The 26035-nt window shown below is 57.0% G+C and carries 15 protein-coding genes; 7 read left to right on the top strand and 8 right to left on the bottom strand.

Annotated features, from left to right (window positions below):
* Positions 1 to 37 precede the first annotated feature (37 nt).
* The gene (locus tag IGS16_RS06825) at positions 38 to 691 is read right to left on the bottom strand and encodes a hypothetical protein (protein WP_297084459.1); all 654 of its coding nucleotides are present in this window, start codon (positions 689 to 691) and stop codon (positions 38 to 40) included.
* A 1253-nt stretch (positions 692 to 1944) separates the two neighbouring features.
* Here IGS16_RS06825 and IGS16_RS06820 point away from each other — a divergent pair.
* A complete protein-coding gene (locus IGS16_RS06820; RefSeq protein WP_367185743.1) occupies positions 1945 to 3594 on the top strand; it encodes a cellulase family glycosylhydrolase in 1650 nt (549 codons plus the stop codon).
* Between the two features lie 352 nt (positions 3595 to 3946).
* Here IGS16_RS06820 and IGS16_RS06815 read toward each other — a convergent pair whose 3' ends face one another.
* Complete coding sequence (locus IGS16_RS06815) at positions 3947 to 5596, bottom strand: aldehyde dehydrogenase family protein (protein ID WP_297084455.1); 1650 nt, start codon at positions 5594 to 5596, stop codon at positions 3947 to 3949.
* Positions 5597 to 5682: 86 nt separating this feature from the next.
* Positions 5683 to 7857 (bottom strand): ATP-binding protein, encoded by a 2175-nt coding sequence (locus tag IGS16_RS06810; protein ID WP_297084452.1) that lies wholly within the window; start codon positions 7855 to 7857, stop codon positions 5683 to 5685.
* Positions 7858 to 8796: 939 nt separating this feature from the next.
* Between IGS16_RS06810 and IGS16_RS06805 the strand changes: the two genes are divergently transcribed.
* Entirely contained in the window at positions 8797 to 8997 is a 201-nt protein-coding gene (locus IGS16_RS06805) for a hypothetical protein (protein WP_297084450.1), read from the top strand.
* On the opposite strand, the gene IGS16_RS06800 is transcribed toward IGS16_RS06805, so the two are convergent.
* The 3 genes from IGS16_RS06800 to IGS16_RS06790 all read right to left on the bottom strand — a co-directional run bounded on the left by IGS16_RS06800 (position 8994) and on the right by IGS16_RS06790 (position 12183).
* Positions 8994 to 9752 (bottom strand): PP2C family serine/threonine-protein phosphatase, encoded by a 759-nt coding sequence (locus IGS16_RS06800; protein WP_068511442.1) that lies wholly within the window; start codon positions 9750 to 9752, stop codon positions 8994 to 8996. The genes IGS16_RS06805 and IGS16_RS06800 overlap by 4 nt on opposite strands.
* Before the next feature lie 90 nt (positions 9753 to 9842).
* Positions 9843 to 11705, bottom strand: coding sequence for an AarF/ABC1/UbiB kinase family protein (locus IGS16_RS06795; RefSeq protein WP_297084448.1), 1863 nt, complete (start codon positions 11703 to 11705; stop codon positions 9843 to 9845).
* 160 nt (positions 11706 to 11865) lie between these two features.
* Positions 11866 to 12183 (bottom strand): DUF6825 family protein, encoded by a 318-nt coding sequence (locus IGS16_RS06790; RefSeq protein WP_367185741.1) that lies wholly within the window; start codon positions 12181 to 12183, stop codon positions 11866 to 11868.
* Positions 12184 to 12399: 216 nt separating this feature from the next.
* Here IGS16_RS06790 and IGS16_RS06785 point away from each other — a divergent pair, with 216 nt between their 5' ends.
* On the top strand, positions 12400 to 13710 hold the full coding sequence (locus IGS16_RS06785) for a lipid-A-disaccharide synthase (RefSeq protein WP_297084444.1): 1311 nt from the start codon (positions 12400 to 12402) through the stop codon (positions 13708 to 13710).
* A gap of 120 nt (positions 13711 to 13830) precedes the next feature.
* On the opposite strand, the gene ftsH3 is transcribed toward IGS16_RS06785, so the two are convergent.
* Both ftsH3 and IGS16_RS06775 read right to left on the bottom strand, forming a co-directional pair.
* On the bottom strand, positions 13831 to 15669 hold the full coding sequence (ftsH3, locus tag IGS16_RS06780) for an ATP-dependent zinc metalloprotease FtsH3 (protein ID WP_172354567.1): 1839 nt from the start codon (positions 15667 to 15669) through the stop codon (positions 13831 to 13833).
* A 332-nt stretch (positions 15670 to 16001) separates the two neighbouring features.
* Positions 16002 to 16850, bottom strand: coding sequence for a hypothetical protein (locus tag IGS16_RS06775; RefSeq protein WP_297084442.1), 849 nt, complete (start codon positions 16848 to 16850; stop codon positions 16002 to 16004).
* A 135-nt stretch (positions 16851 to 16985) separates the two neighbouring features.
* On the opposite strand from IGS16_RS06775, the gene IGS16_RS06770 reads away from it, so the two are divergent.
* The 4 genes from IGS16_RS06770 (at position 16986) to IGS16_RS06755 (ending at position 25940) form a co-directional block, all read left to right on the top strand.
* Complete coding sequence (locus tag IGS16_RS06770; protein WP_297084441.1) at positions 16986 to 17354, top strand: tetratricopeptide repeat protein; 369 nt, start codon at positions 16986 to 16988, stop codon at positions 17352 to 17354.
* Between the two features lie 104 nt (positions 17355 to 17458).
* Positions 17459 to 22723: a TylF/MycF/NovP-related O-methyltransferase gene (locus tag IGS16_RS06765; RefSeq protein ID WP_297084439.1), complete on the top strand. Its 5265-nt coding sequence runs from the start codon at positions 17459 to 17461 to the stop codon at positions 22721 to 22723.
* 2 nt (positions 22724 to 22725) lie between these two features.
* Complete coding sequence (locus IGS16_RS06760) at positions 22726 to 25329, top strand: tetratricopeptide repeat protein (RefSeq protein WP_297084437.1); 2604 nt, start codon at positions 22726 to 22728, stop codon at positions 25327 to 25329.
* Between the two features lie 17 nt (positions 25330 to 25346).
* Positions 25347 to 25940 (top strand): molybdenum cofactor guanylyltransferase, encoded by a 594-nt coding sequence (locus IGS16_RS06755; protein WP_297084435.1) that lies wholly within the window; start codon positions 25347 to 25349, stop codon positions 25938 to 25940.
* Positions 25941 to 26035 lie beyond the last annotated feature (95 nt).

Below are 26035 nucleotides of genomic sequence, written 5' to 3'. Positions count from 1 at the left end.
GAGCAAGGATGAGAGACGAACCTGGCTTACAGACAGATTAGGACGCAAGGCGCTGCTGTTGCCATACCGTGTTGGGCACACGAGTAAAGCGGGGCTGCTGCTTTTGTTCGGGCTGCTCTGCCTTCAGATTTTCCATCTGAGCCATCATTTGCTTCAGGTGATTCAGCAAGTCGTCGATCTGAGCGGGGCTGTCCGCACCCTTTAGCGCCTGAGACACACTTTCGACCGTCGCTTCGAGAGAAGCAGGCTGAGCCGCCTCGGCAGAAACCGCATGGCGCTTGATTGGCTCAAGGCTGACTAATTCTGCTTGCTTGCCAACCGCAACCGTGGCTCGCTGTTCCACTTCAACCTGCGCCAGCGAGTGCTGAAGTAGTTCAGCCGCAGGAGAAACAGTCTCCACCTCATCCAGGAAAGACTCCAGACCTGCCGAAGCCAGCCGCGTCTCCGAAAATCGCAGGCTCTCTAACTCATTCTCCTTGTCTTTCAACTTCTGACGAAGATCAGAAACTTCATCTTCCGCTTTGCTTAGCTTCCGAGAAGAGTTGCTCCAGCTCAACAGCGCCAGAGCCGTCACGCCAGCACCCAGACTGACCGCCGTTGCAAGCCCCAGGTAGGGCCCCGATAGCTCCTTAAGTTGCCCTGCGAAAATGGGCTGGTTTTCTAAGTGAACCGTTAGGGGCTGAGAACCCATCGCAGCCATAGGAAGCGTAGCTGCCGAAAACACAACACCTGCGAGCAGTGACGAAGACAATAAAGTACGTGGAAAGCTCATAGTTCAGGAACCAAAAAACAACAGAAATATAGAAGCGGCTAACTACGTGAAATTGTCATCCCTAATTAGACATGCCCACTTTCAAGTCGTGGTACAACCCGTGCTGCGTAACGATACCCTGGTGGCTAAAGTTTGGGAAGACATCTGCTTACTTACAAGACTAACCCGTAGACCAAGGGGCTTGGGTATGCCTTTCGTAAAGAGCACAGTCTTGCGTTTAAAGCTCGAGTAAACTTTCATATCGCGCTCTATATAAACACTCATTTCGCCACCTGAGACAGAAATGATCTAAAGCAAAAAAACAGACGCTTTAGTTAACTTACATCAGTATGTCTTTTGCCAGAGGCAGAGGTTTCTATGGAAAAGATCCTGAACTGATGCAGGGAGCTAATTATGCTATGCCATCCATCGAGTGGATGCAAACCTGATGTTTTCGATAAAAACTGTATAAGATTAGACGAAAATGTGGTTTTGCAAATTTTTCAATTTCCTGGCAAAAGGGGGCGATCGCCCATCAATAAATACTGGAATAATGCTGGATTCGGAAATTCTATCTCTTGAATATTGATGCTTCAATTTACTGGAAGCTTTTCGGATTCTTTTCAAACATTTTTCCAAAGCTTTATCAAATACGTGAAAAATAAAGCAGGCATGAAGCACTGATTTTCAGAGAATTATTTGGCTCATGTTCAATCTCCACTTGAATCTCTACATCAATCTTCAAAGCAATGGGGATCTCTGGATAAATACATGCCGCACAGAGAATTCTCCCGAAATCCTCCTAAGTATTTTCTGTGATGAAATCATCCGAAGAATCACCGAATTAGGTTTCTTTATCAAAACTTGAATATTGCTTTAGGAAGAATTCAAGCTTCCCGGAGTTTTGCGGAAACCTATGTAGAGGAAAGAGGTCATTTTTGAATCAGGCGGTACATCTTCTGAGTGTCTTTCACTCTCCAATACGTCTTTCGATGGAGGACTTAATAACCATGAGCAGAAAACTCACGCAGATCTTTCGAGGTGGGTTGGTCAATCGGGGAGGACGACGCCAGAGGGGACATCAAGACGCAGACGGGTTTTTGACCAAACGGCCATGGAGACTCGGCAAAAGTCTGAAAGGACTGCTGCTGTTTAGCTTGTCGCTGCTGCTCACCGTTGGCTTTACGCTCCGCCTGCTGCCGTCGGGGTTGTCGGATTCACCCGTGGCGATCGCCTCTACAGTCGTACAAACTCCGCTCTCGACCCGTGGCTCACAGATTCTCGACGCTTCGGGCAAAACGATTCTGCTGCGCGGGGTGAACTGGTTTGGCATCGAGACAGAAACCCACGCGCCGCATGGACTTTGGGCCCGCGACTATAAGCAAATGCTGGCGCAGATTCGCAGCCTCGGCTACAACGTGATTCGCCTGCCATTCTCGATTCAATCGCTGCGATCGCAAACCATCAGCGGCGTGGATTTTTCCATCGGCAGCAACCGCGAATTGCAGGGCAAAACGCCCCTCGAAGTCATGGATCTGGTGATTCAGGAAGCCCAGCGCCAGGGTTTGATGATCCTGCTAGATTGCCACCGGCTGAATGACCAGCGCATTCCTGAACTATGGTATGGCGATGGCTTTACGGAGCAGGACTGGATCAGCACCTGGACGATGCTGGCCAACCGCTATCGAAACCAGGCGAACGTCATCGGGGCCGACCTCAAAAACGAGCCACACGGTCGAGCAAGCTGGGGCACAGGCGACCAGTCCACCGACTGGCGATTGGCCGCCGAGCGAGCCGGAAACAGCATTTTGAACGTGAACTCCAACTGGCTGATCGTAGTCGAAGGCGTGGAGAAAAACGTACCGGGTCAGCGGCTTGCAGTTCACTGGTGGGGCGGCAATCTGGAGGGTGTGCGAAACTATCCCGTGCGCCTGACCCGTCCCAATAAACTGGTGTACTCTCCTCACGAGTATGGCGCAGGGGTTTACAACCAAAGTTGGTTTAATGAACCCAGCTTTCCCCAAAATCTGTATGAGCGCTGGGAGATCGGGTTCAACTATATTGCTCGCGAAGGTATCGCGCCGATTTTTGTGGGTGAGTTTGGCGGCAGACAGGTTGATACTCGTTCCAAAGAAGGGATCTGGCAGCGCCAGTTTGTCAATTTCATTGGGCAAAATCAGCTTCATTTCGCCTACTGGAGTTGGAACCCGAATAGCGGCGACACAGGCGGCATCTTGCAAGACAACTGGCAGACGATTCATGCAGACAAGCAGCAACTTTTGAACCAATTGCTGCCCGTGCCGGGGGTTGCGCCAGGGACAAGTCCATCACCCAGCCCCAGCCCATCACCCAGCCCCAGCCCGACTCCGAAGCCGAGTCCGTCGCCCAGTCCGTCGCCCAGCCCCAGCCCATCGCCCAGTCCGAGTCCGTCTCCGAGTCCGTCACCCAGGCCGTCGCCTAGCCCTAGTCCATCACCTAGCCCATCTCCAAGTCCATCGCCCAGTCCGTCGCCTAGTCCATCGCCCAGCCCCAGTCCCTCATCTGGACTCAGCACTAGCTTAACGATGCAGTCAGACTGGCAGACTGGTTTCTGTACTGCCATTCGGGTGGCAAACCAGGGCCGCAGCGCGGTAAACAACTGGCGACTGACGTTTGACATGAACCAGGCGACGATCAACCAGAGTTGGAATGGCACCTTTAGCCGTCAGGGTACGCGGTATACCGTTTCGCCGCCGAGTTGGGGACAGCGCTTGCAGCCAGGACAATCGGTTGATTTGGGCTTCTGTGCAAACAAGCAGGGATCGGATTATCGACCGAGAAATGCGATCGCCACTGCGATTTAGGCAATTTAGGCGATTTTAGATTTTAGATTTTGGATTGAAGCTCTGGGCTGAACGGCCTAGATTGGTCGGGAAATCCGCAGTTTCCAAAATCAAAGATCAGCATTCTAAAATCGACTCTCTTTGGACGGCTTGATGCGAGGCTTTTTCTGCATCAGCCGTCTATTTTTGTGCTTATTGTGCGCTCGATTTTTTTGCGCTCGATTTTTTGGCGCTCGAACAGCTTCGGTTCGATCGATTCTCTGAAATGGCGCTTGAGATGGCACTGAGATGGCACTGCGGCCGAAGTGGCTGGAAACCCCGCAGACGTTGGACGGGCTATCCAAAATCCAAAATCCAAAATCCAAAATCGAAATTACCCGCCCAAAGCGGCGATCGCCACTTTCGCCAGTCGTCCCCAGCCGGGTCTTTCCAAAAATGCCACGTAGCGCCGCGCCACCTGCTGCAAGGTGCGGTGATTGGCAAACCAGATGGGCTTGGGGCGGATGTGGAATGGGGCATAGACCACAGATTTTTGGGGATAGTCGAACAGGTAGGCGTTGTGAACAATGCCGCGACCGGAGCCGATGGCGCTGAGGGGATTGCCGGGAAAGGCTCCCCAGGTGAGGGCACTGAGCAGGAAGTTCATGCCCGTCCAGGCGTTGATCCCGATGTTGCCATAGCGCAGTTGGGCGATCGCCCGCTCGACCGCTGTTGCATTTTGTCGCCGCGTTACCGGGTCGATCAGCAAGACGCAGGACAGCGTGCCCCAGAGGGTTTCATTGGCAAAGTCTACGGCCTGTTGCAAGAACGCTGCGGTGTCGCCCGCATCTAGGCTGACTTCGGACAGCACGCCGCAAAAGGCTTCCGTCGTCAGGGCATATTCGCCGGGAGCGGGGGGCACGTCGGGGATTAGCGTCCAGGGCACAATGTCGGGGGTGCGAGGCGCAAGGGCGATCGCCTGCGGGTAGCGGTCGAGAAATGTCTGGTAGCGATCCTGTGCGCCGGGATAGTAGGCCTTGCGGGCGGGTGTGGCAGCCAGCGCAGACTTCAGCGCGTCCAGAAAGTCGTTTCGCTGCGGCCAGTGTTTGGACAGCACCAGCACCTTACCCGCGACGCAGTTGAAGCTGGCGTTGTGGGCGACCATGCTGGCGACGTGCTGCGCCTGGTATTGCAAGTCGGCGGCCGACCAGCGACCCGGCACCACCAAAATCGGCGTAACGCAGCCCAGTTCTGAGGTGATGGGCTTGGCAATCACGGGCCGATTGGCGGCCTTGCGCTCGGCCTGTTCTGCGGGCGTGTTGCCCCAGAGGATCGCATCGTGGGTGTGGTGCGATCCGGTGACGTGAATCGTGTCGATGCCTTCGTGCTGGCAGAGGAATGCGCCCACTGCTGCATCCCCGGTGATCATTGCCAGAAACCCGCCTTCGATCAGGGGCCGCAAGGCAGTTTCCAGAAACGGCTTTACATAGTCATTCACCGGGTTGAGCTTGAGCAGCACCACCTGGTTTTCGGCAAAGAGTTTCGACAGCGCATCCATCGGGGCGATCGCCGACACATTGCCCGCCCCCAGCACCAGCGCCACGCCCGCAGTTGAGTTGCCACCCGGCCGGTAAATTCGCCCCTGGCTGGCGGGCTGGCCTGGCTTGATCCACACCTCGCCCCGAAACCCCAGCCACATCAGCCGATCGTGCGGATTATCAGGAAACACCTGGGCTACCTGCTGCCCGTCTGCCCGCAAGCGCACGGACACGGGGCGCGGCTGTCCTCCTGCTGCCAATGCCTGAATCAGCAGCCGCAAATTCAGCAGCAGACCCACAGGCCCCAGCAGCCACTCCTCTCCTGCCAGTGGCGCATTGGGATCAATACCCTTGGCGTGGCAAGCGGCGATCGCCCAATCCTCTGCTACTGCCACCGTTCCCGCAATACAGCGATGCAGCAAGTCTAGCCGCGCCGGAATCGGCAAAGTTGCCCAGGCAGACTTGTGGGCTTGGAGATGGGCGATCGCAGTGTCGGCAGCGTGCATGGGCAAGGATTGGGCAGACGGGAGAGGGAGAGCGGGATAAAGTTTTGAAGGCTGCTACTTTGCTAACCCTATCACTCCATCCGCCCTCACTCCATCCCACCCTTCGGCCAGGTAAACCAAAACGTGGTTCCTTGACCCAGCTCAGATTCCAGGTGAATCTCGCCGCCCTCGGTGTCGATGATTTTCTTGACGATGGATAGGCCGATGCCCGTGCTTTCCTGATCGTCTTTGGACTTTAGCGTTTGGAAAATGGCAAAGATACGATCGTGATAGCGGGGGTCGATGCCGGGGCCGTCATCCGTAATGGTGAATCGAAGATGGCTGCCCTGATCGGCAACGGTGACTTCGACCCGTCCATCCGGGCGATCGCGGTGTTTGATGGCATTGCCAATCAGGTTTGCCAACACCTGGCTGAGCAGCAGCGGCTTGGTCGTCAGGGTTGGCAAATCTTCAGGGACAAGAATCTGCACGGTGTCCGGCGGGTCGAGCAAATCAACGACTTCATGCAGCAGCGTCGTCAGGTTGACGGTTTCCGTCGTCGTATCAGAGCGACCAATGCGAGAATATTCCAGCAGCCCGTTGATCAGCCCCTCCATTCGGCGGACGCGGCTTTGCATCAGGGTGAGATGCTGCCGGGTTTCGTCTGGCAGGGTGTCGCCCAAGTCTTCTTCGATCCAATAGGCGAGATTGGCGATCGCCCGGAGCGGCGCTTTCAAATCATGGGACACCACATAGGCAAACTGGTCTAGCTCCTGATTGCGTTCGCGCACTTGCGCCGTACTTTGCGCCAGCAACAGATTAAGCTGCACCAACTCCTGCGCTCGCGCCTCTAGCTCTCGTTCGTCGCGCTTGCGCTCCGTTACTTCTTGCACAGTAACGTTGATGCCCTGCAAGTTGCCGTCTAGCCCCCACAGGGGATAGTAATTCGCCAGCCAGTCGCGCAGCACGCCCGGTTTCAGCGGCGTTTCTCCCTGCACTTCCAGGTTGAGAACGGGTTGTCCTGTGCTGGCAACCTGCCTCAAAACCCGTTCCTGATGCTCGGCCAGTTCTGGCACGATATCCCAAACCGTTTTGCCCAAGTGATCCTCGATGGGGATGCCGTTGATTTCTGCCAGAAAGTCATTCAGCCGCACATATCGAAACTGAGTGTCAAACACGCACAGACCAATCGGCGCAGTGGTGTAAATCGCCTCAATTTCTGCAAGCTGTCGGCGGGTCGTCTCTTCGCTTTCGCGGAGGTTGGCTTCATCGAGCCTGCGCTGGGTCGTGTCGATCAGCACGCCCGACATTTGCATGGGCTGCCCGTCTGCATCGTACTCGCAGCGACCCACCGAGTTGACCCAGCGCAGGCTGCCGTTGGGATGCCTTAGGCGATATTCGCAGCGAAAGGTCTGGCACTGGGCGATCGCCGCTTCAGTCACGGAGGCAGCCAAGGCCCGATCTTCAGGAAGAATCTGGGCTTTCCAGTCCTCCACGCCAAAATTCTCCAGACTGGACGGTTCGCGCCCCAAAATCCTGGCAAACTGCGGCGTACCCGTAATCCGATTAGAATCGATATCCCATTCCCAAAAGCCCATCTCTGCGGCATCCAGCGCCAGCGTCAGGCGATTGGCGTAGCGCTGAATTTCGGTGCGGGCTTGCTCAGTCTGGCTGCGGGCTTCTTGCTCTCGATGCAGCAGTTCTTCCATCTGATGATTCGAAGCTTCGAGTTGGGCTGTACGCTCCGCCACCCGATCTTCGAGCTGGGCCTGATAGCATTTCAGCTCTGCCTCAATCGCCATGCGCTCGGCAATCTGCGCCTGGAGTTCCTGGTTTGCCTGTTCTAGCTGAGTCGGACTGGGCAGCGCCAGTGCATTAGGCACAATTGAAAACAGCTCTTTTGCTGTAAACAGGGATATGCCTGCGGTCAGTAGCTTAATCGAACCCGACAGCCAGTAGTCTGGATGCCACAGCGTCCACACCTCCAGCAGATGCGTCGTACCGCAGGCCACGATAAATGCGCCAAACAGCAGAAAAATATCGTTAAAGGGCAAATCTTTGCGCTTGCGAACAAAGTAATACAGCGTCAGCGGAATGGAATAATATGCCAGCGCAATCAGCACATCCGAACCGACATGTAGCCCAACCAGCCCCGGCTGCCACAAGTAGCAGTGTCCATGTGGGATAAACGAAGACGCAGCAGACCCCATGCCCAGACTTGCTCCCTTATAAAACTGCCCGATACTGTCCCACCCCAATAGTCCAAGCCAGCATGCAGCCATTCCCTACCTCCTCGACCTCACTGCGTCTCCCAGGTTTATCGCCGGTAAAGCCGCGCTTTCAAAGTCTGTATTGCTCGCTGTGGTGATTCTGGTTAAAGCAATAAGATGCCATGCCCTGACCGGGTTCTTCGCAAATTGCGGTATGTGCAGCAACATAGGGCGCATCCTTGGTTGTAGTAAGGCTGATTGTAGTAAGGCTTGGGGTTCATTGGAATTCAGTCTCATTGGATCATCGCTCACATCACTCAGCCCAGCAGGAATCATGAAATTATGTCTTGAGTTTTTGACAAATTCTGAGTGTTTGAGACATGAAAGCACGATCGGGCAAAGCGTTGCAATTTAGTTGCAAGGGGGGATACTAAGGTTGAACAAAGATTGAAAGGGTGCTGTTTCTCAACTGTCCCATTTGTGGATGGCTTGAGTTGAAAGGCTCAATTGTCACACCAGTCTTCTGAAAAATGTTGGGAACTCATTGGTGATATCCAAACGCCAGTCAAAACTTTGACCCTTTTCCTAGAGAACTTTTGCTGCTTCGACTTCGAGATTTTTCCCATCCCTCAAACCGCAGTCCAGCGTTGCAAATCATTCGCTGCTCAAGCCGAACAGTCGGTTGAACGCCTGAAAATTTCTGCCTAGGGCAGTCTCAAGCTCTCTAAGGCCCTGTCTGTCTCTGGAACCCTGACCGTTATGTGACTGAAGGGAACTCCTAATACAGCACCTAACTTAATCAATTTTTTATCATTTATCAATCATTGTTCCATAGTTGTTTGATTCGTTATGACTTGGGATCTTTTACGACTTATTTGCTGTGAGAATCTTAAAAGTGCATTTTCCCAATCACAGCTCTATCACCACCGGATTGCAGTCGTCTCCCAAGTGAGCGGTAGCTGATAGTATTGGTTTCCAACCAAGTATTGGTTTCCAACCAAGCCGGATTATGTGCTTAAGTGTCCTACCTGCACCTGGCCGAGCTTAGCAAGAAGACTGCTGCTGCGATCGCTCTTGGTGTTACCCTTTGCGCTGCAAATCTTTGCGGCGGTGGGGCTGACGGGGTGGCTATCGATCCGCAATGGACAACAGGCGGTGAACGAGGTTGTTCGGAAAATAAAAAATAAAGTTGCCAAAAATAAAGTTGCCTAGGGCGACGTGGTGGGAAGGTCTGACAGCGGCTGACTGTCCATCGCCACGATTACGACGGTGATATTATCGCGCCCGCCCTTGTCCTTAGCGGCGTTGACCAGAGCTGCTGCCGCCTTGTCGCAGGCGCGAATCGACTTGAGGTGAAAGGCAATCAGGTGATCTGATAGCTCTTCCGTCAGTCCGTCGCTACAGAGCAAGAGGCGATCGCTCCCCTGCACATCAATGGGCTGCACGTCAATCTGTCGCAGATCTTCCCGCCCCAGGCATTTGGACAGGATATGTCGCCACGGATGCACACGGGCCTGATCCGGGGTAAGGTCGCCCACCTTCATGGCGCGGGCCACCCAGGTATGGTCTTCAGTAAGTTGCTCAAGCTTGGCTCCTCGCAGGCGATAGAGCCGCGAATCGCCGATATGGGCACACCAGGGCTGACCGTTGCGAAACATCACGACCACGGCCGTCGTGCCCATGTCCGACCGTTCGGGATGCCGAGACTGATCCTGAACGATCGCCCGATTGGCTATCAAAAAAGCCCGCTCCAATAGCGTCCGCGAGTCCTCTCCGGAAGTCCAGTGAGAGTCCAGATAGTTCTGAATCATCTTGGTGGCAATCAGGCTTGCCTCCTGCCCGCCCGCATGTCCGCCCATGCCGTCTGCCACGATGAAAAATCGGCCGCTGGGGTCGATGTAGTAAGCGTCTTGATTAACGCTGCGGAGCAGTCCCGGGTCAGTAATTCCGGTGAAAAGGCACTTCATAATCGAAATAATCGAGGCAGCGGACGGAGAGATGAGACTCAGTAGGGTAAAACACAGACGCTCGGGGTTAAGGAAACCATAAGAAATGCCTTAGAACATGCGGTCGGCACGGTCAATGCGGATCATTAGACGCACCCAGGCAAACAGGGCGATCGCCGCCGGAATCGCCATCAGCACCGCCACCCAAATCAGGTTATTAACCAGTAAGATCGTTGCCGACAGCGTAAACGCACCCGCCAATAGAGCGTAATTAGTCCCCATATTAACGTTACTCAGGCGACGCAGGACGCGATCCGTCTCCTGCGATCGCACCCTCAGGCGAATGTCTCCCCGCTCCAGCCGATCGATCGTATCCTCAATCCGGCGCGGTAGCCCCAGCGCCGAACTGCTAACCTGGGCTGCCTGACGGCTAAATTCCTCCAGCAGCCCGCCAGTTTCCGAACCATTTCCATTGGCCATAATCTGCATCGCAAAGGGTCTTGCGACCTCCATAAAATTAAATTCTGGATCAAGGCCCTTGCCCACCCCCTCCAGCGTGGAAAAGGCCCGCATCACAAACGTAAACGTTGCCGGAAAGCGAAACGGCTGATCGTAGGCAATTTCATACAAATCATCGCTAATGGCGCTGATGGACTGCGTTTCAAACGGCTTGTCCATAAAGTTGTCTAGCATATACTGGATCGATCGCCGCACAGGCCCCATGTCCTCCGACACCGACAGCGCCCCCAGCGACACCAGCGCCTCCACCACCTTATCTGCGTCCTTTTGGGCAATGCCAAAGAACGTATTCATCAGCTTTTCGCGGGTCACAGGCTGCACCTGACCCATCATGCCAAAGTCGTAGAAAATCAGCGCCCCATCGGAGCTAACCGCAATGTTGCCCGGATGCGGGTCCGCATGAAAGAAGCCCTTGTCCAAAAGCTGCTGCAAGTAGGCCCGCGCCCCAAGTTTTGCTAGCATCTTACGATCTAGCCCGGCCGCTTCCAGCGCTTCATAGTGGCTGATCTTGATCCCCGGCACATATTCCAACGTCAGCACGCGGGGCGAACTGTAGCGCCAGTAGACGCGGGGCACCTTCACCCAGTCTTCATGGCGAAAATTGCGCCGAAACGTATCGGCGTTGCGCCCTTCATTGAGATAGTCAATCTCTTCCCACAGAATGCGGCAGCACTCGCCGTAGATGCCCAGCCAATCGCGTCCGCGCCCCCACTTGGGATGTCGCTGAAAATAGTGGGCGATGCCTTTGAGAATCTTCAGGTCGATATCAAACAGCTTTGCCAGACCTGGCCGCTGTACCTTGACCACGACTTCCTCGCCGGAATGAAGCTGCGCTCGATGCACCTGGCCTAGACTGGCGGCGGCAATGGGAATCGGGTCGAAGCTGCGGTAGAGTTCGGGAATGCCCTTGCCCAGTTCTTGCCAGATAATTTCCTCGACCTGTTCGTAGCCGAAGGCTGGCACCCGGTCTTGCAGTTTCGAGAGTTCTTCGACGTATTCCACTGGAAACAGGTCAGCGCGGGTGGAAAAAAGCTGCCCCACTTTGATGAAAGTCGGCCCTAGGTCGAGCAGGGTTTCGCGAATCCAGACGGCGAGCTTGCGGCGGCGGATGGCCTGGTTTTCTTCGGTCATGCCGCCAGGATAAGTCCAGGGTTTGCTATAGGCCCATTGCGCCGTCAGCAGTTGCAAAACAAACGTCCAGATATCCACATAGCGCCGCTGCCGCGAGTAGCTTTTGCGGTTCCAGCGGTAGGCATTAGAGGAATAGGATTTACCGCTGTCGATGGGCGAAGTCACCGTTGCGGCCTCCGAGGGGGTGAAAGGAGCGGTAGCAGAAGATTTGGAGAAGGAAGCCTGTGGAGTCTGACCAGTTGGGGCGACCCCGTGCGAGACGGGCGGTGCGGCAGATTCGGCACTCCAGTCTGGGGACATAGCATCGTTAAAACGGGCAGACACGCGACAGGCTTCTCAAAAAACAACAGAACACCGGGCAGGAGCGCGACCTTGGAAAACCGAAAATCGGGATTAGAAAAACCAGAGCATGTCTTCTATAAAAGCACCGGAGGTAAAATCATTAGAGATCAAAGCACCAAATATCCCCAAAGGAACCACCAGGCTAGATACCAGAGCGGCTGCGGTAGCGCTGAAGCTCGGTGCGGAGTTGGGCAATTTCGGCCCGCAGGTCGTCGATCAGCGCTTGCAGGTCTTCTCCGGCTACATTCGCTGCATAGGAGCGTCCCTGACTGGCCTGGGCGGCTTCTCGATTCGCCTTTTCCAGCACCGTTTCGGTAAACTGGCGGAGGCGATCGCGCTGTTCGGCATCAAATTTGCCAGCCTCGCTGACCAGCGTAGATGCCAGGTTGCTGGCTTGCTCGGTCAGTGCTTCGGCTAGCGCTCGACCGACAAAAAATGCGTGAACCAAAGGGCTGCTCATAAAGAAAGTTTGCGGTATATCCGCAGAAATTATAACTTGCCCTGCTTTGAGAGTGCCCGGATTTGGGCAGCGAGGTGACGAATTCGCCGCAGGTTTTGTGGAATTTTGGAAATAGGGGGATGATGCGATGATGGGACGTCCCGAAGATGAGCCGGTCTCCGACAGGGATTTTAGGCAAGCACTTCATTCTCCCTTCCGTCTCCTTCTGACCTGCCTATGCCTCTAGACCTCCTCATCCTCTCCAACGGCCCCGGCGAACTGGCGACCTGGGTGCGGCCAGTGTTGCAGGCGCTGCGGGCAAAGCTGGGGCAAGATCGTTCACGGGTGCGGATTTCGCTCGTGCTGTCGCCCTGTCCGAATGCAACCGGGCGCGAGGGGGCGATCGCCCAGCGCTATCCTGAAATCGACCGAATTCAGGCGGCGGCGCATTTTTTCCCGTTCTTGCTGTGGGGCAAAACAGCAGAAGACTGGGACTGGGGCGATCGCGGCGTGGTGCTGTTTCTCGGCGGCGACCAGGTTTATCCGGTGATCATTGGCAAGCGACTGGGCTATCGCACGGTGATCTATGGCGAGTGGGAAACCCGCTGGCACGGCTGGATTGACTGCTTTGCCGTAATGAATGCAGCGGTAGCCAGCCGTGCCCCCGCGCAATATGCCCACAAGTTCACTATCATTGGCGACCTCATGGCGGATGTGAATGCGGGAATGGAAGTGGAGGACTCAACTGCTTCAGAGGGTCGATTAGACGATCCAGCCCTACCCAGGATGAATACGCCGCTGGTAGGGCTGTTGCCTGGCTCCAAGCCCGCCAAACTGGCTCAGGGGGTGCCGCTTTGTTTGGCGATCGCCCAGCAGATCCATGCCGCCCGCCCCGATGTGCAGTTTGTCATTCCGGTTGCGCCGACGCTGGACTTGGACACGCTGGCCCGATTTGCTGACCCAGAGCAAAATGCGATCGCCCATTACTTCGGCGCAGTTTCGGCCCGCCTGCTGCCTGCGGCTGATCCCAGCGGCCCGTTTCCGGCCCATTGCCCCAGTCTGAAAACCGAGAGCGGTCTACAAATCAGCCTGTGGACCCCGTTTCCGGCCTATGACCTGCTGCAACGATGCCAGCTTTGCCTGACGACGGTGGGGGCAAATACGGCGGAACTGGGAGCGCTGGCGGTGCCCATGATTGTGTTTTTGCCGACGCAGCAGCTTGACGCAATGCGAGCTTGGGACGGCATTCCAGGGCTTTTGGCCAACTTGCCGGGGGTGGGTGGGGCGATCGCCAAACTGATCAATGGGTGGTTTCTTCGCAAGTCTCGCCTGCTGGCCTGGCCCAACATCTGGGCAGGGGAGGCGATCGTGCCAGAACTGGTCGGCAACCTGAAGCCGGAGGATATTTCGACCCTGGCGCTGGACTGGCTAGAGCATCCCGAAACGCGAGATGCCGTGCGCGATCGCCTGCGTCGGGTGCGGGGCAAGCCCGGAGCCGCCAAAAAGCTGGCTGAAATTGTGGTGGCGGAGCTAGGAATCCAGGAATAGAGCGGTTTCAGGGTCAGGATTTTGCTTGGCAAGGCGACTCCCAATTCATGAGCCACGACAAAAGGCGCACCCCTAGCAGGAATGCGCCCCCTTCAGGTTTGAACGGTGGGTTGGACGAAACTAGGCGATCGCCGCCATTTTTACGTCGCTGTTGGCCAGCAGTTCTTGAAACTCTTCAGAGTCCACCGTTTCGCGCTCGATCAGCATTTGGGCAAGCTGATCAAGGACTGCGCGGTTTTCCATCAGCACGGTTTTGGCACGGCGATAGGCCTGATCCACTAGGTTGCGAACTTCGTCATCTACCGCAGCGGCTGTCTCCTCCGAAAAGTCGCGCTCGGCCATGATGTCGCGTCCCAGGAACATGCCGCCTTGGGAACGACCCAGCGCCACCGGCCCAAGGCGATCGCTCATGCCAAAGCGTGTCACCATCTGCCGCGCCACCCGCGCCACCTGTTGCAGGTCATTGGAAGCGCCCGTAGTCACTTCCTCTTCACCAAAGATGATTTCCTCGGCGACGCGCCCCCCCAGGGCAACGGCCATCTGGTTTTGCAGATAGGAGCGAGAATATAAGCCCGAATCCATCCGCTCTTCGCTGGGCGTGAACCAGGTCAGACCCCCCGCGCGGCCGCGAGGAATGATACTGATTTTCTGCACCGGGTCATAGTCGGGCATCAGCGCACCCACTAGGGCGTGTCCGGCTTCGTGATAAGCCACCAGCGACTTGCGCTTTTCGCTCATCACGCGGTCTTTCTTTTCGGGGCCAGCGAGTACGCGGTCGATGGCATCGTTTACCTCGTCCATCGACACTTCCGTCAGGTTGCGACGAGCCGCGAGAATTGCAGCTTCGTTCAGCAGGTTTGCCAGATCCGCCCCCGTAAAGCCGGGAGTCCGACGGGCAATTTTCTCCAGATCCACATCTTTCGACAGGGTTTTGCCACGAGCGTGGACATTGAGGATTTCCAGACGACCCGCGTAGTCGGGACGATCCACCACCACCTGACGGTCAAAGCGTCCGGGACGCAGCAGCGCCGCATCTAGAACGTCGGGACGGTTCGTAGCCGCGATGATGATAATGCCCGTGTTGCCCTCAAAGCCATCCATCTCCGTGAGCAACTGGTTCAGCGTCTGCTCTCGCTCGTCGTTGCCGCCACCGAGTCCAGCACCGCGCTGACGGCCGACAGCATCAATCTCATCGATGAACACGATGCAGGGCGCATTGGACTTGGCCTGCTCAAACAGGTCGCGGACGCGAGATGCACCGACACCCACAAACATTTCCACAAACTCAGAGCCAGAGATAGAGAAGAAAGGCACTCCGGCTTCGCCCGCAACCGCGCGGGCCAGCAGCGTCTTACCCGTGCCTGGCGGGCCCACTAGCAGCACGCCCTTGGGAATCTTGGCCCCCACCGCCGTAAAGCGGTCAGCATTTTTCAAGAAGTCCACTACTTCCGCCAATTCCAGCTTGGCCTGCTCAATGCCCGCCACGTCGCCAAAAGTCACCTGGGTCTGCGGCTCCATCTGGACGCGGGCGCGGGACTTGCCAAAGTTCATCGCCTGGCTGCCAGGGCCATTTTGGGCGCGGCGCAGCACGAAGAACAGCACCGCCAGCAGCAAGAAGGGGATCAGCAGCGTGCTGAGGACGCGAGCCACAACGCCATCATCCGAGGGCGGCGTGACCAGGATATCCACCTTATTCTCGGTCAGGATATCCAGCAGCGCCGGGTCGTTTGGCAGGTTGACGATTGCCTTTTCGCCGTCTTCCTGGGTGACGCGGGCGCGAGAGCGGTCGGCGCTAATCTCGACGCGCTTCACGTTCTGCTGCTGCACTTCCTGAATAAACTGGCTGTAGCGCCAGGTTTCAATATCTTGGGGCTGTCTGTCTAGCAGCGCCGTAGCCAGGAAAATGACGACGACGACAAGAAGGGCATACAGTCCTGCATTTCTCCACCGCTTGTTCACTGAGGCTATTCCTCCGAATGTGTTGTGTGGCGGGCTTGCGGGCCGCGCAACGGAATCTTTGTTAACTAATATTAACTCAATTTCATAAATGAGCGTGAGGCGGGCCGCTTCCCCGGTTCGGCGCTTGGCTCAACCCGTCCTGAGCCTCGACAGATCGACTCACCCGGTTGACTCACCAAATTGACTCAACTGAAGGGCGAGATCGCCCGTCGCCACTCCCTTTTCATTGCGATCCATCCTATTCCTCGGATTATAGACCGTTGCTCAACGCCGTTGCCTAATCGCGGGTTGATCACGGCCTGGCAAGGGGTTAATCAGAGGTTGATCAGGGGTTAATCACTGGGGGGTGGCTTGATTTGAAACGTGCCGTCGGGCTGGGGAACCACATCGCCTCCCAAGGCTTTGATGCGGTCGGCGGCAGTGTTGCGGGTGCGGCGGTCGGGGGCATTCGTCAGCACCATCATCCAGGCTGCAAACTGGGCGTAGCTGCTGTCGGGATTGTTAGCCAAAAACGTCGCCGTTTGGCGCGAAAGGCTGGCGACCGACTGCCCCTCTGGCTGGCCAGACGCTTCTGCCCAATCTGCGGCGGTTTCAAAGGACTGGCGGGCCGCCGCTGCATCGCCCAAAAACAGCAGTTCGTCGATGGCCTTGGTGCGCCAGATGTAGTGGGAATCGGGCGGCAGCGTTGGCGACAGATGTTTCAGTCCTTCGTTGGTGAGGGCGATCGCCCGCTGGGGATTGCCCGCATACATGGCAGTGCTGGTAGACAGAAACGTGTATGCGCTCAAAAACCGCGGATCGCGGCGGAGGATCACGTCGAAATACTCTGGGCTGAGGGTGTAGTCGGTGCGCGATCGCACGGGTTCGTCTCCGAAATACTGCAAAAAGTTCAGAAACGTCCAGCTTGCAATCAGATTGTCAAATCCCAAAGAAGGCGCTTGCTCCAGCACATTCAGCCGCACCCGCTCTGCCTCCAGATCGCGCTGAATTTCTTGCAGGCTGGCCGTTTGGCTGCGCGTCTGGATTTGCCGAAGTTGGGGAACCTGAAGTAGGGCGATCGCCCCCAGGCACCCCGCCACCCCCAGCACCGCTAGTGCCAGCTTTCCCCATTCCTGCGCCGCTGTTTCCCTGGCGCTATTTTCCAACGTCTGATCCGCTAAGACCGATCCTGTGTCATGCATCGCGTTCCTCCCAATCACCTCAGTTCTATTCCTCCGTTATTCCCCATTTGATTCCCTGATCTCTCTACCTGCAAACCTGGGAACGCTAAACCTATCCACATTCAATCTTCATAATATTGAAGAATCCAGACCGCTATGTTGGCGAAACCACGGTTGCAACGCACCTTTGTCTTAGTTTCAGGGCTTTGTTTTGCAGGGTCGATGGTGATGGGGCTGGTGCCGCTCTATGCCGGACAGAATCAGCAAACGGGGCAGCCCGTCGCCTCCATCGAGCAGCCCTCTAAACAGGATCTTTTACGCGAAGAAGAAAAAGGCTTTGCGCTAGTGTTGCAGCGAGAGCCGGAGAACCAGACGGCGCTGGAGGGGCTAGCCAATGCCCGGATGCAGCTTAAAGATTACGCTGGGGCGATCGCCCCTCTGGAAAAACTGGTATCGCTCTATCCCGATCGAGCGGATTATCGGCAATCCCTGGAAGAAGCTCATCAGAAACAACACCAGCCATAAGCGCTGATATTAGAAATATTCAGAGATATTTCAGAGATATTCAGACCCATTCTCTATCCCAACTTGCCTTGCCCCAACTTGCCCCTTTCCCAAACGCTAAAGGTATGTCTCAACACCTCTTGCTCTACACAGATGACTTTGGCAGCGGCGGCGTTGCCCAGTACAACCATGAAGTTGTTTTGGGGCTGCGTGCCCAAGACTATCGGGTAACGCTGGTGCAAACTCAAGTGGACACGGTGCAAACGCAAGCGCAAGCCAAGGCAGGGGTCGTCCATGAATGGCTGGACTACAACACGATCTCGGAGGTGCAGCGCACGCTTGACGATACGGCAAGCCCAGAGCGCATTTTCCATCGGGTGCGTCCAGACTTTATTCTGTTCAGCGATTCACATCCGCTCTCGAACTTCGCAGCCAAGCAAGTGGCGATTCAGCAGCGTATCCCCTACGCCATTGTGATTGGATACGTTGCGCCCGATTTAGCAGAGTGGTTTGGCGATCGCCTCGATGCCCTGTCAGAGCAGTATCACCACGCCAGAGAAGTGATTCTCGTCTCTCAGGAAAACCTCCAGCTTCTCCGCCAGCATTTCCGTCTGCCAGACAACAAGGGGCGCGTCATCCTGTATGGGCGACCGGCTGAGTTTTTTGAGCCGAGAAATGCAGAAACCCGGCAGCGGCTACGGGCAGAGCTGGGCATCAAAGACGACCAAGTATTGTGCTTTTCTGTGGCTCAAATCGTCGCTCGAAAAGGCTTCCAGCTTCAGCTAGGGGCGATCGCCCAGTTGCGGCATCTGCCCGTCTGGTCGTCGTTGCAGTTCGCCTGGGCTGGCAGCGGCGATCCGGCACTGACCGCGCAGTACGAAAAAGAAATTGCCGAGATGGGCGCGGGCGATCGCGTTCATCTGCTGGGTCGGCGGTGGGATATCCAGGATTGGTATGACGCGGCAGATATGTTTCTCCTGCCCTCCTGGCGCGAAGGGATGCCCCTGGCCATTATGGAAGCCATGGCCAAAGGCCTCCCCGTCGCTGCGTCGGCGGTGAGCGGTATTCCAGAAGAACTGGGGGAAACGGGCAAGCTGCTCAGCGACCCCAATCAAAACCCCGTGCAAACGATTGCAGACCTGGTGGACATTATCCAAACCTGGGCCCTGTACCCGGAGCAGCGTCTTGCGGCTGGTGAGGGCTGCCGCCAGCGGGCTATCAATCTGTTTCAGCAGCACCGAATGCTGGACGAAACGATTAGTTTGCTTGCAGACCTAATGCTTCCAGCGGGAGACTATGTTTCACCGGGACTGGCGCTGGTTCGTCCAGACCACGCCTTCCCCAACAAGATTGTGGGCAACTGTGAGGACTGCGGCTGGCCCTATTTGCGTCGCGAGGTCCCCCACAACTGGTACGTGGATCGGCGGCATCCGGTGGTCGGCTTCCTGAGTCGCGACGAGGCGCATATTCTCTACAACACGGCGCTCCAGTTTCGCGGACAGCGGGCCCTGGAGATTGGCTGCTGGATGGGCTGGTCGGCCTGCCACTTGGCGCTGGCGGGCGTTGAGTTAGACGTGGTTGACCCGCTGCTGGAGCGGCCTGAGTTTTTTGACAGCGTGAGTCAGTCGTTGACGGCGGCCGGGGTGCGCGATCGCGTCGCGCTCTATCCTGGCTTCAGCCCCGGTGCAGTGCAGGCATTGGCAGCGCAGGAGCAGCGTCGATGGTCTCTTATTTTTATCGACGGCAACCACGAAGCGCCTGGGCCCCTGGAGGATGCGATCGCCTGTGAGTTGCTGGCCACAGAGGATGCCCTCATCATTTTCCACGACCTATCTTCGCCCGATGTGGCGCAGGGGCTAGACTACTTGCGCGAGCGGGGTTGGAACACGCTCGTTTATCAAACCATGCAAATTATGGGCGTGGCGTGGCGCGGGAATGTCAAACCCATCCGCCATACCCCAGACCCGGCGGTGTCCTGGACGCTGCCTGCCCACCTGAAGCACTACACCGTTAGCGGCTGGCAGGAAGCTGCACCCACTGCTCATCCGGCGCTTCATGCGCTAATCCAAATGGCAGAGCAGGTAGAAGCGCTGCCGCCTGTGGCAGAGCCAATCTCCCAGGAAACTGCGCGGGCGATCGCCACTGATCTGCGCGAAGGACAAGCCGCCTATATTGCAGGAGATTGGGACACCGCGCTGGAGCGTTGCCATCGCGCCATCGAGCTGGGTGCGGGTGCGGTGTCTGCTCATGCCATCCTCAGCAATCTCTACGGTCAACGCGCCCAGCTTCAAGCCAGCGTCCAGCACTTTGCCTGGGCCAATACGGCCCACACCACGCTTGGCAAAGCCTCCTATGCAGAGTTCCAGGAACTCGTTCAGGTGGTTCGTCCCTACACGCTCCTGTCGGAAGAGCGCCTGTTCTCGCTCTACGCGCTGACCAAACAGATTTGCCTCGAAGATTTGCCGGGAAACATTGTGGAGTGCGGCACATTTAAGGGGGGAGCCGCCGCGCTGATTGCCGCCGTCGTCAAGCGCTATAGCCAGCGATCGCGCAAACTCTATGCCTGCGACACCTTTGAGGGAATGCCCGATCCGGTAGAAGTAGACAAGCACAACGGCGTTCCGGCGAATGACACGGATTGGGGAGCGGGCACGCTCAAGGCCCCGATCGAAGAAAACCTGGCCGTCGTCTGTCAAGCCCTAGACGTGCAGGACATCGTAGTTCCTGTAAAAGGGCTATTCCAGGACACCCTGCCCGAATACCGCGCTGAAATGGGCGATATTGCACTGCTGCACGCAGACGGGGACTGGTACGAATCGACCCTCGCCATTTTCAACCTGCTATACCACCAGGTGATTCCGGGCGGCGTGGTGCAGATTGACGACTACGGGTTCTGGGAGGGCTGTCGGCAGGCAATTCATGAGTTTGAGCGGCAGCAGCGCTCTAGCTTTGCGCTCCGGCGGATTGACTCCACGGGCGTTTGGTTCCGCAAATCAGACGCGATCGCCCCCGCGCAGGATTATGGGCAGTTGCTCTGTCAGTTGGGCACGCTGGCCTACCAGTTGGGCGATCGCCCGCTGGCGACTGCGGCGACTGCGGCCGCCCTGCGGCTCGTCCCCAACCTGCTGGCTGCGGAACTGATCCAGCAGCAGCTTCAGCAATCTCAGGGGTCTGCCCTGCAACAGGTGCGGTCGGCGATCGCCCGCTATCAATCTGCGGGATCGGCGGCAGACCGTCTCTCGGCTCTGGAACAAATCCGTCAGTACCGTCACCAACTGATTGAGCAGTTGCTGAATATTGCACCGGAGGACCTGGAAACCGCCTTTGCGGGCGAGTTGGGACAAGCACATCGCCTGATGCTGGATTCTGGGATTCGGCTGGAACCCCTCACAGAAACCGACGAGGCGATCGCCCTCCAACTCATTGCCACCCTTTCGGAGGGATGGGCAAACCAGACATCCGCACTGCTGGCAGCGATGCTGTATTGCTATCCCCACCATCTCCCCGATGGATTCGATCCGACCTTTGTGCCACCGTCTCTGCTGGCAGACATCGTGCGGTATCTCTGTACGCCGCCTACGATGTTTATGGAACTGGGCGAGGCTGACGAGTATGCCAAATACCTGGAGCGATGGGTGGACAGACTCTATGAACAGGTTCAAAACGACCCCACCGATTTCCTCTGGAAAAAGGTAGCTCAGGTCACGCTGCAAACCCTCGATCTCACACCGCTTTACCTGACGCGGCGATCGCTCAAATCTCTCTGCCAGAAGCGTTCAGCGCTGATTGCCCAAGCGCTCACTGCTGAAGGAGCCGCCTTAGATTACGACTTCCCGGTTGCCCCAGAGCCGCGTCAGAAGCTCCGGCTGGGGATTCTGTCTCCTGGTTTTATTCCTCAAACCAAGACGGCTGCAACGCTTCCTGTTTTCCGCGACCTCAATCGCGACCAGTTTGAAGTCATTCTCTTTTCCCTGACCTCCTATGAACACCCGGCTGCTCAGTATTGCTTGCAATATGCCGATCGGGCAGTGCAGCTTCCTGGGCGGCTAGCAGAACAGGTTGATGTCCTCCGGCAAGCGGAATTAGACATCCTCTGGATTGCGACCAATACTGCGGCTGTGACGGATTCTATAACCCTCCTGGCATCCCATCGGCTGGCGCGGGTGCAGGTTTGTGGCATGAACTCGCCCATCTCCAGCGGGATTGCCCAAATCGACTACTGGCTCACCAGCCGCCTAGCGGGGTCGGCGGATCAGGCGCAGCGCCACTTTACAGAACACCTACTGCCTCTAGAAGCTGCTGGCCAGTGCTTTGACCTTTCGGTCGAGGGAGCTGACCCGCCAACCGAACCTGTAGACCGCGCCATGCTGGGCATTGCGGACAATGAGGTGGTGTTTATCTGTGGCGCAAGTTTTTACAAAATTTCGCCCGAACTAGAGGCAGCCTGGGCAGAAATTCTGGCCAATGTTCCGGGTTCTCGGCTGCTGATTTACCCGTTTAACCCAAACTACTCAAACCAGTACCCACTGGCGGCGTTTCAGCGCCGATTGTCGAAACAACTGTCCGCCAGAAACGTGGAAGGCGATCGCCTCTTGATCTTGGGCCCCACCTCCAGCCGAGCCAACCTGCAAGCGCGAGTGCAATTAGCCGATGTGTATCTCGACTCGTTCCCGATGTCTGGCCTATCGTCGCTGCTCGATCCGCTAATGGCCAGCGTTCCAACGCTAGTGATAGAGCAAGATACGCCTGTTTCCCTAGGTCGGGGTGCGGCGTTCTTGCGAGAGTTGGAACTGCCGGAGCTAATCGCCACGACGGTCGAAGAATACGTCACGCGGGCGATCGCCCTGGGAACCGATGCCAGCCTCAGAAAAGACCTGGGCGATCGCCTCCAGGCTGCTATGCAGCAAACGCCGAGCTTCCTCGACAGCAAGCGCTATGGGCAACAGATGAGCCGGGTGCTTTGGGATCTGTACCATTCCCATCAGCAGCGGCAGCTTGCGGAAACCCTGCACCTGCGCGATCGCAATCTGATCGCCCTACCCGACTGGCAGCAGCCCGAAGACGTGCTGTTTGCCGAACTAGCAGACCTGCTGCGAACCGTGATCACCGCTCCCGGCGGCGAAGAAACCACGCTGCTGGTAGACATGGGCAATATGGACGCGCAGGAAGCAGACTTTGCCCTGTCTAGCGTGACGCTGCACCTGATGGAGGAAGAGGAACTAGAACTGGGAGAAGACGCGCCGGAGATTACCCTGCTGCCGCCGCTACCTGCCGACCAGTGGACGCTGCTGCGCCCGCGCCTGACCGCCCGGATTGACCTGCCCCACAACAACACTGCGGCGATCGCCCGCGCTGCCCTCGACACCTTACCAACGCAATCGGTTGGCTAGCCATGAGCGAGGCGCTGGACTGGGTATTTCAGGGCGACCATGCCGGGGCGATTCCTTCGGAAAGCTTCGCTAACACCCACTGCGAAGCGCAGATTGCCCAGGGCGAGGCAGACCTCCGGCACTATGCCCTGCTGGGTCTGGCGCTGCTGTTGCAAGGTCAGGAAGCCGAAGCCCAGGCGGTGTGGATGACCCCGCTATCCGATGCCGAACCAGACGCGCTAGAAGCCTACCTGAGCGATTTGGCAAATCTCCTGGAGCAAGCGCTAACCCACTGTTTGGCACATCAGCAATTCCTAGAGGCCGAGCGGCTTTCGCGGCAGTTGTTGGAACTGGACGAGCAGGCGAAGTATCACCACCCGCTAGGAATCGCCCAGGCGCAACTGGGTGACCTGGATGCGGCGCTGGCAAGCTGGCAACGGGCGATCGCGCTTCGGCCAGATTTTGTGGATGCCTGGGCACAGCAGGCGCAGACCTACCAGACGCTTGGGCAATTTGCCGAAGCAGGCGAATGCTACGCCGCATGGACGACGCTCCAGCCTGAAACTGCCGATGCCTGGGCGGGGTTGGGTCGGTGTCAGGCAATGCAGGGCGATTGGGATGCAGCGGTGCAGGCTTGGGGACAATCTCATGCGCTGGCTCCCGATGCTGCGCCCGTTCTAGCAGATATGAGCTATGGGCTGCTGCAACTGGGGCAAGAGGCGGAGGCGCTGTCGGGGTTGCGTCAGGCACTCTGGCAACGGTCAGACTTTGCCGAAACCTATTGCGCCTGGGCAAAAACACCGCCGCAAAATCCTGCGGTATGCGCCAATGCAGCGTTTTTAGAAACCCTGGCGGTGGCCGACCATTCCGATGCGGCACTGCACCAGGTGGGAAATCTGCTGGCTCGTGGCGGGCAGAGCGAACGAGCGATCGCCCTCTATCAGCAGTCGCTCCAAGAAAATCCGTCAAATTTCGCAGCCATTATAGATTTGGGCAACGCACTGGTGCAAACGGGGCAAATTCCAGCGGCGATCGCCCTGTATAAAACCGCGCTGAGCGAAACCCCAAATGCCAACCATCTCTGGCTGAGTCTGGGGCAGGCGCTCTGGAAACAGGGGGACACAGAAGGGGCGATGGCCGCTGCCCATCACGCCTTGTCCTTAAACGCTGACCTCACAGACGCACACCGACTGCTGGGGCTAGCGTATCTGGCGCAGGGGAACATAGACCTTGCGGCCGAGCATTGGCGATCGCTCCTAGCTCAGCAGCCCGAAGCCGTCGAGGGCTGGTGCAACCTGGCGACAGCGCTCATGCAGGCGGGTCAAAAGGAGGAAGCGCTGCAATGCCTGCAAACGGCGCTGAGGCTCAATTCCAACCTGGCTCCCCAGGTCGCAAACCTGCTGGCAAACTGGCTAGACCAACGGACTGGGCAACCGCCGTGCAGCGCAGCATCGCCCATACCCGATGACCCACTTTGGAAGAAGACGCTGCCCGTTGACGCGCCGACCCGCGAAGTCAGACAGACTAGCGACTGGGTTGCCTCTGAGCCAGAAGCCTGCTTAATCCCTGTGCATCCGCCCCAGGTCGTTGCCCTCAAACCGCCTCGCTGTCTAGAGTCGCTGCCTCACCTGAGCTTTGGTTTAGGAAATGCTCTGTCTATTCCTGAAACCTTTGTCACTGTTTTGTCAAAGGGACGGTTTTGGCTCGATCCCGATCAGAGCAGTCTGGCCGTGTTCAACGCGACAGGCGACGTAATGCGGGATCTCTCCGTCGAGTTTCCGCTGCTCACCCCCGGACATCCCGCCTGGCTCACCCGTCAGCACTGGGTCTTTTCTGCCCAAAAGTTGCCGCCAGCAGAGGAGATATCGGGAACTGTCGCTGTGCTTGCAGGGTTGTCGAACAACATCTACTTTCACTGGATGCTGGATGTCCTGCCACGTCTCAAAATCCTGCAAGATAGTGGATTGCACTTTGATGAAATTGATTACTGGCTGGTGGGCGATCGCCATTCCTGGCAGCAAGACAGTTTACGTCATCTCCACATTCCATCTGAAAAAATTCTGCCTGTTCAGGAGCATCTCCATATCCAGGCAGATAAACTCATCGTTCCTTCATTTCCCGGTGCGGCGGCCTGGCCCCAGGCTTGGGTCTGCGACTGGCTCAAGTCGTCCTTCTTGCATTCCCAGGGTTTTACTTCTGACTTGCCAAAGCGCTTGTATCTTTCTAGGCAGAAAACGCGCGATCGCCGAATCATCAACGAAGAATCCGTAGTGAAACTTCTTGAGTCCAAGAGATTCACCACGGTCTACCTGGAGACTTGCACCATCGCCGAACAAGCCCAGCTTTTTTACAACGCTGAACTCATCGTCTCTCCCCACGGCAGCGGACTCACCAACCTTGCCTTCTGTCGCCCTGGCACTCAGGTTATAGAACTGTTTTCGCCCAACTACGTCTATCCCTGCTACTGGTATCTCAGCAACTTGGTCGGGCTGGACTATGCCTATCTGCTGGGCGAGGTTCCTGCGGGGCGCTTCTGGCAATCGCTGCTCTATCCGCTGGTTCGAGTTGAGGATATTTTTGTAAACCTGGATGCGCTGGAGCAAATGGTCGGTGGGATGATGAGATAGAGTCACACAATACCCCAATGCCGCTCTCCGCCATTATTCTCGCAGGTGGCCACAGCACCCGCATGGGGCGCGACAAGGCGTTGATTGAGATTGAAGGCGTGCCCCTGCTGCAAAGAACCGGGGCGATCGCCCAGTCCTGTGCCAACGCTGTCTTCGTCGTTACGCCCTGGCCCGATCGCTACGCTGCGCTGCTGCCCGACTGCCAGTTTGTGCCTGAAATGCCGCTGCCCGGAGAAACCGAGCCTCATGGGCCGCTGGTGGGCTTTTGGCAGGGGTTGGAGCAGGTTGCGGCCCAGGAAACGTCGGAGTGGGTGCTGCTGCTGGCGTGTGATCTGCCCCAGTTGCAAGCAGCGGAGGTGCAGCAGTGGGCCGCGCAGTTGGAAACAGTCCAGTCGGGGGCGATCGCCTATTTGCCACGCGATTCGCAGGGCTGGCAGCCGCTGTGTGGGTTCTATCGCCTGAGCAGTCTGCCGCTGCTGCGCGACTTTGTGCAGGCGGGCGGGCGATCGTTTCAGCGGTGGCTAGCCCAACATCCGGTTGCCGAAATTCCGTCCGTTGATTTTGCCCACTTATTGAACTGCAACACGCCGGAAGACCTGACACATCTCTGATGTTGAAATGCGGCTAAACTGATTTGAACCCGGTTTGAGATGGCATCACCTCTGCCCGGGGTCGCTCCGAATGAAATCGCTGGACGTTCCGCAGA

It is taken from the genome of Thermoleptolyngbya sp. C42_A2020_037, from assembly GCF_015272455.1.
In the GTDB taxonomy this organism is placed as follows: Bacteria; Cyanobacteriota; Cyanobacteriia; order Elainellales; family Elainellaceae; genus Thermoleptolyngbya.
Note: the sequence above shows the minus strand (reverse complement) of the source record. Positions and strands in the feature narration are given on the sequence as shown.